A 10,784-nucleotide genomic window follows, 5' to 3' on the forward strand; every position below is an offset into this window, starting at 1 on the left:
AGCATCCAGGTCAGCCACAACAGCCCCACACACAGCACGCCGGTGGCGCCACTGATCAGCAGGGCGGCGCGCTTCCAGGCGGCAAACACGTCATCGCTCGACAACGCCACCACCACAATCAGCGGCAGCGCGCCGACGCTGGTGAAGGTGTACAGCCGTTGCGCGCCACTGATGGCGGAGATGGCGCTGAAACTGCCGCTGCCTTCGCGCAGCATTCGCTTGAAGTTGGGCCGCGCGCTCAGGTCCTTGTTGATCATGTCTCTTTCCAGCAGCGGCTGCTGGGCCAGCAGGATGCCGTCGTTGTTCAGCAGGTTGATGCTGCTGCCGCTGCCGATGGTCAGGCTATTGAACAGCTGGTCGAAATACGCCAGGCGCATGGTTGCCACCGCCACACCGGCAAACTCGCCATTGGGTCCGGGCACCCGGCGGCTGAAGGCGATGCGCCAGACTTGATCGCAGTCGCAACGAATCCTGAAGGGCCGACTGATGAACAGCCCGGCATCGGGGTTCTGCTGGTGGATCTGGAAATAGTCGCGATTGGCGAAGTTGCGGGGTGTGGGCGCCAGCGTGGAAGAGTCGGCGGTGACCGCGCCGGTTTTGTCCAGCAGCAGGACTTCGCCTTTGAAAGGGGCGGCCGTGGACTGGTCGAACTGCACCATATGCAGGACTTCGGCGGAAACCTGGGGCAGGTCATCGCGAGTGGTTGCGGTGATCAGGCCGTTCAGCGCCAGGTCGTAGAGCTCGACGTTGCGCAGCACATCGGCATTGATCAGTTGGGTGATATTGCTGGTGGAGCGCTTGGCTGCCTGCAAGGCGCTGGCGTGTTCGCGGATCAGCAGTACGGCAACGATGACCACGATCAGCACGACAGTAAGGCCACTGCCCAGAATCAGCAAAAGCTCCGGGCGTGCAGGCAGGGTGAAGGCGCGGCGTTGACTCATGGGACTGGCTTCGGCACTCAAGATGCTGGCAGTTTAGTTCCATGCTGTGAAAAATAAGTCGTCGCCGCTAAAAGAAAGCCTGAAGGTTAAAAAACGTCAATCGGATAGTCGACGATCACGCGGTACTCATCCACGTCCCGGTCCACTGCCGCGTAGCCATTGCCGCCGCGATTGGTCGCCCATTGCAGGCGCACGGCCAGGTCCTTGGCCTTGCCGCCTTGCACCACATACTTGAGGTCGATGTCCCGTTCCCAGTGCTTGGCGTTCTTGCCGTCGGCACTGTACCAGGATGAGTAACCACGGCTGTCCGGATCGACCGTGGTCAGGTCGGTCTTGCCGCTGATGTAAGACACTGCCGAGGTCAGGCCCGGCAGGCCCAGCCCGACGAAGTCATAGGCGTACTTGAGCTTACACGAGCGCTCGTTGGGGCCGTTGAAGTCGGAGTATTGCTGGGAGTTGTCCAGGTAGATGCTGTCGCCCTGGCTGATGTAGTCGAACGGCGTGTTGCCGTTGACCCGCTGGTAGGCGGCGGTAACGCTGTGATTGCCCACGCCCACGGTGAAATGCAGGCTGTAGGTGTTGTTGTCGATGTTGCCCAGCAAGGCTTTGCCGGTCTCCTGGGTGTGGTAGTAGTGCAGGCCCGGGTTCAGGCTGACCAGCTCGTTCAACTGCCAGGTGTAGTCCAGGTCGTAGTAGTACTGGTTCCAGATGTCCTTGAGTTCGGACGCGTACAGGTTGCTGGTCAGCCCCGGCACGCCGCTGAAGGACACGCCGGCCCAGTCCAGGTGGCGGCTGTCTTCGCCATTGGGCAATGCGCCGTAGCTGGTGCCGATGCGGCGACGGCCGCTCTGGTTGTAGAGCTTGGTGAAGCTGGCCTGGCCGCCTTCGAACATCCAGCCGTCCAGGCTGTGGTTGGTCAGGCTCACGCCGCGGAAGGTCTGGGGCAGCATGCGGGTCATGCCGCCGGCAATCACCGGGTTGTTGAGGAGCAGGTCGCCGGCTTTCAGTTCGGTGTCGAAGGCGCGCATTTTCAGGGTGGCGCCGGCGGTGGAGAACGAGCCGGGCGCTTTGCCGTTGCCGGAGCTTACCGGCAGGATGCCCGAGCCATCGGTGCCGCCACCGCCGTCGAGCTTGAGGCCGAGCATGGCGTTGGCGTCCAGGCCGAAGCCGACGATGCCGGGGGTGTAGCCGGATTCGAAGATGCCGATGAAGCCCTGGCCCCATTCCTTGCTGTCATCGGTGTGAATGTCGCGACGGTCGCGGTTCATGTAGTAGTTGCGGGTGTTGATCTTGAAGCTGGAACCTTCGACGAAGCCGTCGGTGGCCGGGGTGTCTGCCGCGTGGGCAAGGGGAACGATCGTTGCAGCAATCGCGAGGAATAACGGGGTGAACGTCAGCGAGGTTTTCACCGGTGGAGCTCCTTTGGGTCAATCGAAACCGGCCAGTGTTGTTGGGGTTCCTGGCCTTTTTTCAGCGCAAAAAAAAGCCGCTGAACTCAGCGGCTTTAAGACAGATCCCCAGTGTAGAGCCCTGGAAATAAGTCGAGGGAAATCGGGGGAGAGCGGGTCGGTCTTAACCGCTGCGCTCATCGATGCGACAAATTAGCGCAGGTGAGCGGTGCGATACAGAGTGTAACAAGATAATGACTGTTGCCCAAATCGCAACAGTCTGGCAGTGGGGTGTGAGGGGCGGCCTGACAAGCCCTACCCAAGAATGTTAGCGTGCTTGCCATTCCCACGTAGTCGATGAGCCCGCCTTCCATGAAAAAGACCGTCCTCGCCTTCAGCCGCGTCACCCCGGAAATGATCGAACGCCTGCAACAGGATTTCGATGTCATCGCCCCCAACCCCAAGCAGGGCGACATCAACGCCCAGTTCAACGAAGCCTTGCCCCATGCCCACGGCCTGATCGGCGTAGGCCGCAAACTGGGCCGCGCGCAACTGGAAGGTGCGAGCAAACTGGAAGTGGTTTCCAGCGTGTCGGTGGGCTACGACAACTACGACCTGGCGTACTTCAATGAGCGCGGGATCATGCTCACCAACACCCCGGATGTGCTCACCGAAAGCACCGCCGACCTGGCCTTCGCCCTGCTGATGAGCAGCGCCCGCCGCGTCGCCGAACTGGACGCCTGGACCAAGGCCGGCCAGTGGAAAGCCAGCGTCGGCGCGCCGTTGTTTGGCTGTGATGTACACGGCAAGACCCTGGGTATCGTCGGCATGGGCAACATCGGCGCGGCCGTGGCGCGTCGGGGTCGCCTGGGTTTCAATATGCCGATTCTATACAGCGGTAACAGCCGCAAGACCGAACTGGAACAGGAACTCGGCGCGCAGTTTCGCAGCCTCGACCAGTTGCTGGCCGAAGCCGATTTCGTCTGCCTGGTGGTGCCACTGAGCGAGAAAAACCGCCACCTGATCAGCCATCGCGAGCTGGGCCTGATGAAATCCAGTGCGATCCTGGTGAACATCTCCCGTGGCCCGGTGGTGGATGAGCCGGCGCTGATCCAGGCCCTGCAAAACCAGACCATCCGTGGTGCCGGCCTGGATGTGTACGAGCAGGAGCCGCTGTCCGAGTCGCCGCTGTTCCAACTGAGCAATGCCGTGACCCTGCCGCACATCGGCTCGGCCACCAACGAGACCCGCGAAGCCATGGCCAACCGCGCCCTGGAAAACCTGCGCAGCGCCTTGCTGGGCGAGCGTCCGCAGGATCTGGTAAACCCGCAGGTGTGGAAGGGCTGACGACTGCTTGTTGTAGGTAGGAGCGAGCTTGCTCGCGAAAAGCGTCAACGATAACGCGGGCAGCCTGGATAAACACAGCGCCCTCAGGTTCTTCGCGAGCAAGCTCGCTCCTACAGTTTTTCGCGTGCAAGTCGATAACGGTCTATAGATCGTCATCCCTGATCCACAGAAGGTTTTTATGTCCACCACCAAAGCCCGCGCAGATTCACTCTCGCTTCTGCTCTTTACCTTGCGCAGCGGCAAGCTGATGGCGATCAACCTGCTGAAAGTCAGTGAAATCATTCCCTGCCCGCCGCTGACCAAGCTGCCGGAGTCGCACCCCCACGTCAAAGGCATCGCCACCTTGCGCGGCACCGCGTTGTCGGTGATCGACCTGAGCCGCGCCCTGGGGGAAATGCCCCTGCAAGACCCGGACGGCGGCTGCCTGATCGTCACCGACGTGAGCCGTTCCAAGCAGGGCCTGCATGTGCAGGCGGTGAGCAAGATCGTGCACTGCCTGACCACCGACATTCGCCCGCCGCCGTTTGGTTCCGGCGGTACGCGTTCGTTTATCACCGGCGTGACCCAGGTCGAAGGCGCCCTGGTGCAAGTGCTGGACATCGAGAAAGTCATCCACGGCATCGCCCCGGCGCAGATCGAAGCGGCGCCCACCGACCTGACCATGGAAGAAGCCGAAGTGCTGGGCAACGCCCGAATCCTGGTGGTGGACGACAGCCAGGTGGCGCTGCAGCAGTCGGTGCACACCCTGCGCAACCTCGGCCTGACCTGCCACACCGCCCGCAGCGCCAAGGAAGCCATTGACCGTTTGCTGGAGCTGCAAGGCACCGTCGAGCAAATCAACGTGGTGGTCTCGGACATCGAAATGTCCGAAATGGACGGCTACGCCTTCACCCGTACCCTGCGGGAAACCCCGGACTTCCAGGACCTTTATGTGCTGCTGCACACCTCCCTGGACAGTGCGATGAACAGCGAAAAAGCCCGCCTTGCCGGCGCCAATGCGGTACTCACCAAGTTTTCTTCGCCGGAACTGACCAAGTGCCTGGTGGTAGCCGCCCAGACCGTGGCGCAACAGGGCCTGTGACCGGTGGGTGAATATTTCCAGCTGCTGCGCCGCGACCTCACCGGCAGCCTGCCCGCCCCGCAATGGCCGGCGGATATCCAGCTGGATCATTACCGCGAAGCCATGGCCCCGGCGATCCATGCGGTATTGAGCCTGGCCCAGGAACAAGGCGGCGGACGGGTCGGCTCCCTTGAGCACTGGCGCCAGCAGTTCGTTACCGATGCCGAGTTCGACCCAAAACTGTGCCTGGTGGCGAGTAACGCCAGCGGCATCCTGGGTGTGTCCCAATGCTGGACCAGCGCCTACATCAAGAACCTGGCCATTCACCCCTGTGCCCAGGGCATGGGGTTGGGCCGTGCGTTATTGCTGCACACCTTCCAGGTGTTCAAGCAACGCGGCGAAGCGTTTGTCGACCTCAAGGTGCTGGAGTCCAACTTGCGGGCACGGCGGCTGTATGAACGTGTGGGCATGGTGTTTGTGCTTCGCGACCTTGTCCCCGAGGACTGACGGCGCTGGCGCATAACTTGCTTTGCACAGAGGCAGAACGGTGAACAGAGGCAAAAACCCGCCACCGTTCATGAGTGCCTTCTGACCTTGCCTGGTGACAGATCCTCCATGAATACCCATTTTTCCTGCGTCGGTTGCGGCAAATGCTGCACCGACCACCATGTGCCCTTGACCCTCGAAGAAGCCCGCAGCTGGGCGGCTGACGGCGGTAATGTCATCGTGCTGGTGGAAGGTTTCCTGGGCAGTGGCCTGGGGCTGCCCGAGTTGCAACGTGACCACGCACAACGCCGTTCCGCCATCGTGCCCAGCGGCAATACCGAGGCGTATGTGGCAATCACCTTTGCCGCCTATAACGCCGGGCGCTGCCGGAATCTTGACGAAGACGACCGTTGCCGCATTTACGAGCGGCGGCCGTTGGTGTGCCGCATCTACCCGATGGAGATCAATCCGCACATCCCGTTGAACCCGGCCGCCAAGGACTGCCCGCCGGAATCCTGGGAGCAGGGGCCGGCGCTGATCGTGGGGGGCGAGTTGATGGACAAGGAGCTGGCCGAGTTGATCCGCCGCTCACGCCAGGCTGACCGCGATGATATCCAGGCCAAGGAAGCCGTGTGCGGGTTGCTGGGCATCCATACCACGGCGCTCAAGGGCGATGGGTTTACCGCGTACTTGCCCGACATGGGCCTGTTTGCCCAGGCGATCGAGTTGGCGACGCAAGAAGTCGTGCAGGCCAATGAGTGGGTGTTTCATGTGTCCGGGATGGACATTGCCGAGCAACTGCTGGATGCCGGCGCCCGGATTGCCACCGAGGTGCCGGCGAACTACGCCTTCATTTCATTGCGGGCGGCTTAAGCGCTAGCGCCGCTTGCCCCAGAATTCCTCCGCCAACCGCCGCAAGTCATCCGCCAGCCCCGCCACGTCCCCTGAGCTGAGCTGGCTCTGCTGGCCAGCGCTGACCGTCACTTCCCCGGCATTGCGAATGCCGATGATGTTGCGATTGATGTCTTCGCTCACCGCACTCTGTTCTTCCACCGCCGCCGCAATCTGCTGGCTCATGGCGGTAATTCGGGTCACTCGCTGGCTGATCCCATCCAGTGCGGCAGCGGCGCGCTGGGCCTGATCGACGCTGGCCTCCACATGCTGGCTGCTTTGCGCCATCGCCTGCACTGCATCCCGGGCACCGCCTTGCAGGGTGCTGATCATGCGCTGGATCTCATTGGTCGAATCCTGCGTACGCTGAGCCAGGCCTCGTACCTCATCGGCCACCACGGCAAACCCGCGTCCTTGCTCCCCGGCCCGCGCCGCTTCGATGGCGGCGTTGAGCGCCAGCAGGTTGGTCTGTTCGGCAATCGCGGTGATCACTCCGACGATCCCGCCGATTTCCTGGGAGCGCTGGCCCAGGGTGTTGATCACCGTGGCCGTGCTGTTCAGCGCAGTGGCGATGTGTTCCAGGGACGACGACGCTTCTTGCATCGAGGTGCGGCCGATCCTGGTTTGCTGGGCATTGTCCTGGGCCAGGCGTTCGGTGTTGCCCATGTTGTCGGCGATGTTCAGCGAGGTGGCGCTGAACTCCTCCACCGCGCCGGCCATGCTGGTGATCTCGCCGGACTGTTGCTCCATGCCTTCGTACGCACCGCCGGACAACCCCGACAATGCCTGGGCGCGGCTGTTCACGTCTTCAGCCGCCTTGCGGATATGCGACACCATGGTCGACAGCGCTTCGCCCATCTGGTTGAAACTGCGGGCTAGTTGGCCGATTTCGTCATGGCTGGAAACGTTCAGCCGTGCGCTCAAATCACCGGCGCCCAGGGCTTCGGCCTGACGCACCAGGTCGCCCAATGGCTGCAACTTGCTGCGCAGCAACCAGACCGCCGCGCCCACCGCCAGCAGCATCGCGAGCAAGCTGCCGATCGCCAGGCGAATCCCCACCGACCAGGTCACCGCGCGAATTTCGGCTTTCGGCATGCTCGCCACCACCGACCACGGGCCGCCTTCAAACGGCACGGCAACGCTGTAGAAGTCTTCGTTCTTGTCGCTCCAGAAACGGCCTTTTCCAGGTTTGGCGGCCAGGTCGAGCATCACCGGAATCGACTGATCCAGCGCCTGCACGCCAGCGGGCGGTACCAGCCAGTGCTTCTGCTCGTCCAGCAGCGCCAGGGAACCGGTCTGGCCGATGCGGAAACGCTTGAGGTTGTCGAACTGGGCGTTCTGCGCATCGGTGTAGTCGAAGCCGACAAACAGCACCGCAATCACTTTGCCGCTGGCGTCCCGCACCGGGCTGTACTGGGTCATGTAGGAGCGATCGAACAACACCGCACGGCCAACGTAGCCTTGCCCGCCCAGCAAACGTTGATAGGCCGGATGCTGGTGATCCAGCGCCGTACCGATGGCGCGGCTGCCATCCTGCTTGGTCAGGGAGGTGCTGACGCGGATAAAGTCCTCGCCGCTGCGTACGAACAAGGTCGCCACGCCGCCGGACATCTGCTTGAACTCATCGACTTCAGCGAAGTTGTTGTTGAGCACTTCCTCGCCCAGGTACAGGCCCGGCGTCTGCACGCCCGCCACCGTCACCGGTTGCTCAGGGCGCGTACTCAAGCCGGCGCTGAAGCGCTTTTCAAACAGCCCGCTCAAACGCTGGGTACTTTCGCGCAAGGTGCTGTGGAAGGTATTGAGTTGGTCGGCCAGCAAGCGGGCCTCGCTGGCCAGGTGCTCCTCGCGGGTGTCGAGGTTGGCGGAATCCAGCGAACGCAACGCGAATACCGTGCTGCCGCTGATGACGACAGCCAGTATCACGGCGAGGGCAAGCCCCAGTTGAGAGGCAATCCGGGCGCGAGGTTGAGACATGAAGGCTCCTGGCCGAGGCCAGGATCATCCTGATCTCATAGCGCTGCTCGGCAAAATTCTAATAGGGGAAACGTTGCAGAACGGTAGTTCCAACAACCCTACTTCGGCGGGCAGGCTCAATACTTGAGCGAATCACAGGGGTATCGCGCAAACGATTGCTGGCCGGTGCGCAATCCACTCAGTCGAGGCGCTCGACCTGGGGCAATTCCATGGCCTGCACTTCGCCCTGGAGAAAGTCACCCAGCCGTCGCAAACGCTCGCCACCCGGCCGGGTCTTCGGCCACACCAGATAGTAATTTTCCCCACTGGCCACAGCGGTGGGCCATGGCAGACTCAGGCGGCCCTGGGCCACGTCTTCGGCCACCATCAGCAAGTCGCCCATGGACACGCCGTACCCTCGGGCGGCGGCGATCATACCCAACTCCAAGGTGTCGAACACCTGCCCGCCCTTGAGCGAAACCTGGGATGACAGCCCCATGCGCTCCAGCCAGTTGCGCCAGTCACGCCGGTCCGGCGTCGGGTGCAGCAGTTCGGCAGAGGCCAGGCGCGCAACGTCCCAGGGTCCGTCGCTCAACAGGTTCGGCGCGCCCACCGGAATCAGCAACTCAGGAAACAGGTAGCTGGCTTCCCAGTCCGGCGGGAAATGCCCGTTGCTCAGCAACACCGCGCAATCGAATGGTTCCTGGTTGAAATCCACCTCATCGACGCTCATCCAGGCGCTGGTCAGTTGCACTTCATTGCCCGGCTGCAGGTGCCGGAAGCGACTGAGGCGCGCCAGCAGCCAGCGCATGGTCAGGGTGGACGGCGCCTTCATGCGCAGGATGTCGTCCTCGGCATTCAAGGTATGGCAGGCCCGCTCCAGGGCCGCAAAGCCTTCACGCACGCCCGGCAGCAACAGGCGCGCTGCCTCGGTGAGTTGCAAGGTGCGGCCGCTGCGCTGGAACAGGCGGCAGGCGAAATGCTCTTCCAGGGTACGAATGTGCCGGCTCACCGCACTTTGGGTGATCGACAACTCTTCCGCCGCGCGGGTGAACGAGTTGTAGCGGGACGCAGCTTCAAACGCGCGCAAGGCGTAAAGAGGAGGAAGACGACGAGACATGGCGAAAACTCCGACGGCGCAATATCGAAACCCTACCAGAATCATTTAGGCATGAGTTTTAATCATGCGAACCATCGGATTTATCCCTTTGTGCAATGCGCTGTGAGCGCCGAGAATCAACCCTTCCACCCTTCCCTGACTTTTTGAGCGTGATGATCATGCAGCATCCGGCACGTACCGAACTCTGGGCCATTCTGCGGCTGTCAGGGCCGCTGATTGCCTCACAGTTGGCCCACATGCTGATGGTGCTGACCGACACCCTGATGATGGCCCGCCTGAGCCCCGAGGCCCTGGCCGGCGGAGGCCTGGGTGCGGCGAGCTATTCGTTCGTGTCGATTTTCTGCATCGGCGTGATCGCTGCCGTGGGCACGCTGGTCGCGATCCGCCAGGGCGCCGGCGACATCGAAGGCGCCACCCGCCTGACCCAGGCCGGGCTGTGGCTGGCCTGGTTGATGGCGCTGGTGGCTGGTTTGCTGCTGTGGAACCTCAAGCCGGTGCTGCTGATGTTCGGCCAGACCGAAACCAACGTCGCGTCCGCCGGCCAGTTCCTGACCATCCTGCCGTTCGCCCTACCCGGCTACCTGACGTTCATGGCGCTACGCGGCTTCACCAGCGCTATCGGCAAGGCCACGCCGGTGATGGTGATCAGCCTGTGCGGCACGGTGATCAACTACCTGCTCAACCACGCGTTGATCGAAGGCATGTTCGGCCTGCCGAAACTCGGGCTGGTGGGCATTGGCCTGGTCACCGCCATCGTTGCCAACTGCATGGCGTTGGCGTTGATCTGGTACATCAAATACAACCGTGCCTACGACGCGTATCCGCTGCGCAAGGGTTTGCTGCGGCCCAACCTGCATTACCTGCGGGAACTGTGGCGCCTGGGCCTGCCGATTGGTGGCACCTATGCGGTGGAAGTCGGGCTGTTTGCGTTCGCCGCGCTGTGCATGGGCACCATGGGCAGTACGCAATTGGCTGCGCACCAGATCGCCCTGCAGATCGTGTCGGTGGCGTTCATGGTGCCGGCGGGCATGTCGTACGCGATCACCATGCGTATCGGCCAGCATTATGGTGCCGGGCAGTTGCTGGAAGCGCGGCTGGCCGGGCGAGTTGGCATAGGCTTTGGCGCAGTGGTGATGCTGGGCTTTGCAGCGGTGCTGTGGTTGTTCTCGCACCCACTGATCAGCTTGTTCCTCGACCAGCATGACCCGGCGTTTCGCGACGTGATCAACCTCGCCGTCAGCCTGCTGGCGGTGGCCGCATGGTTTGAGCTGTTCGACGGCGTGCAAACCATCGCCATGGGCTGTATTCGCGGACTCAAGGATGCCAAGACCACCTTCCTGGTCGGGCTGGGCTGCTACTGGCTGATCGGCGCACCGGCCGCATGGTTGATGGCGTTCAATCTCGGCTGGGGGCCGACGGGCGTTTGGTGGGGCCTGGCCCTGGGCCTGGCGTGCGCGGCAGTCAGCCTGACCTGGGCGTTTGAACGGAAGATGAAGCGGATGATTCGCCAGGAGCCTGAAACCCACCAAGGATTTCAAGCCGCGCAGCCGGAGTAACGGCTGTACTCGGTCAAATGTGGGAGCGGGCTTGCTCGCGAA

General features: G+C 62.5%; 8 protein-coding genes and 3 pseudogenes. 6 read left to right on the forward strand and 5 right to left on the reverse strand.

Going from position 1 to position 10,784, the window contains the following annotated elements; translation table 11 throughout:
• Both HX846_RS04170 and HX846_RS04175 read right to left on the reverse strand, forming a co-directional pair.
• Positions 1–941: pseudogene (locus HX846_RS04170) on the reverse strand (deoxyribonuclease); the annotation flags it as partial.
• 86 nt (positions 942–1,027) lie between these two features.
• On the reverse strand, positions 1,028–2,350 hold the full coding sequence (locus tag HX846_RS04175; RefSeq protein ID WP_178965019.1) for an OprD family porin: 1,323 nt from the start codon (positions 2,348–2,350) through the stop codon (positions 1,028–1,030).
• 351 nt (positions 2,351–2,701) lie between these two features.
• Here HX846_RS04175 and HX846_RS04180 point away from each other — a divergent pair, with 351 nt between their 5' ends.
• From HX846_RS04180 to HX846_RS04195, 5 genes and pseudogenes are all read left to right on the forward strand, one after another.
• Positions 2,702–3,676 (forward strand): D-glycerate dehydrogenase, encoded by a 975-nt coding sequence (locus tag HX846_RS04180; protein ID WP_178965020.1) that lies wholly within the window; start codon positions 2,702–2,704, stop codon positions 3,674–3,676.
• 28 nt (positions 3,677–3,704) lie between these two features.
• Positions 3,705–3,803 (forward strand): annotated as a pseudogene (locus tag HX846_RS39445) (outer membrane lipoprotein carrier protein LolA); the annotation flags it as partial.
• A 51-nt stretch (positions 3,804–3,854) separates the two neighbouring features.
• Positions 3,855–4,757, forward strand: coding sequence for a chemotaxis protein CheV (locus HX846_RS04185; protein WP_102369883.1), 903 nt, complete (start codon positions 3,855–3,857; stop codon positions 4,755–4,757).
• A 3-nt stretch (positions 4,758–4,760) separates the two neighbouring features.
• On the forward strand, positions 4,761–5,243 hold the full coding sequence (locus HX846_RS04190) for an N-acetyltransferase (protein WP_003216240.1): 483 nt from the start codon (positions 4,761–4,763) through the stop codon (positions 5,241–5,243).
• 108 nt (positions 5,244–5,351) lie between these two features.
• Positions 5,352–6,095: a YkgJ family cysteine cluster protein gene (locus HX846_RS04195; protein ID WP_003216242.1), complete on the forward strand. Its 744-nt coding sequence runs from the start codon at positions 5,352–5,354 to the stop codon at positions 6,093–6,095.
• Between the two features lie 3 nt (positions 6,096–6,098).
• Here HX846_RS04195 and HX846_RS40330 read toward each other — a convergent pair whose 3' ends face one another.
• The 3 genes and pseudogenes from HX846_RS40330 to HX846_RS04205 form a co-directional block, all read right to left on the reverse strand.
• Positions 6,099–6,971: a methyl-accepting chemotaxis protein gene (locus HX846_RS40330; RefSeq protein WP_372241963.1), complete on the reverse strand. Its 873-nt coding sequence runs from the start codon at positions 6,969–6,971 to the stop codon at positions 6,099–6,101.
• Between the two features lie 42 nt (positions 6,972–7,013).
• Positions 7,014–8,087, reverse strand: a pseudogene (locus tag HX846_RS40335) (Cache 3/Cache 2 fusion domain-containing protein); the annotation flags it as partial.
• A gap of 178 nt (positions 8,088–8,265) precedes the next feature.
• Positions 8,266–9,186 (reverse strand): LysR substrate-binding domain-containing protein, encoded by a 921-nt coding sequence (locus HX846_RS04205; protein WP_003208769.1) that lies wholly within the window; start codon positions 9,184–9,186, stop codon positions 8,266–8,268.
• Positions 9,187–9,338: 152 nt separating this feature from the next.
• On the opposite strand from HX846_RS04205, the gene HX846_RS04210 reads away from it, so the two are divergent.
• A complete protein-coding gene (locus HX846_RS04210; RefSeq protein WP_102604065.1) occupies positions 9,339–10,742 on the forward strand; it encodes a NorM family multidrug efflux MATE transporter in 1,404 nt (467 codons plus the stop codon).
• The last annotated feature ends 42 nt before the right edge of the window (positions 10,743–10,784 follow it).

This window comes from Pseudomonas sp. K5002 (assembly GCF_013386655.1).
In the GTDB taxonomy this organism is placed as follows: Bacteria; Pseudomonadota; Gammaproteobacteria; order Pseudomonadales; family Pseudomonadaceae; genus Aquipseudomonas.

What these genes read in the sequence shown, in the direction of transcription:
- HX846_RS04195 (WP_003216242.1), top strand. Translation starts at nt 5,352, where the DNA reads ATGAATACCCATTTTTCCTGCGTCGGTTGCGGCAAATGCTGCACCGAC.
- HX846_RS04210 (WP_102604065.1), top strand. Translation starts at nt 9,339, where the DNA reads ATGATCATGCAGCATCCGGCACGTACCGAACTCTGGGCCATTCTGCGG.
- HX846_RS04185 (WP_102369883.1), top strand. Translation starts at nt 3,855, where the DNA reads ATGTCCACCACCAAAGCCCGCGCAGATTCACTCTCGCTTCTGCTCTTT.
- HX846_RS04205 (WP_003208769.1), bottom strand. Translation starts at nt 9,186, where the DNA reads ATGTCTCGTCGTCTTCCTCCTCTTTACGCCTTGCGCGCGTTTGAAGCT.
- HX846_RS40330 (WP_372241963.1), bottom strand. Translation starts at nt 6,971, where the DNA reads ATGGGCGAAGCGCTGTCGACCATGGTGTCGCATATCCGCAAGGCGGCT.
- HX846_RS04180 (WP_178965020.1), top strand. Translation starts at nt 2,702, where the DNA reads ATGAAAAAGACCGTCCTCGCCTTCAGCCGCGTCACCCCGGAAATGATC.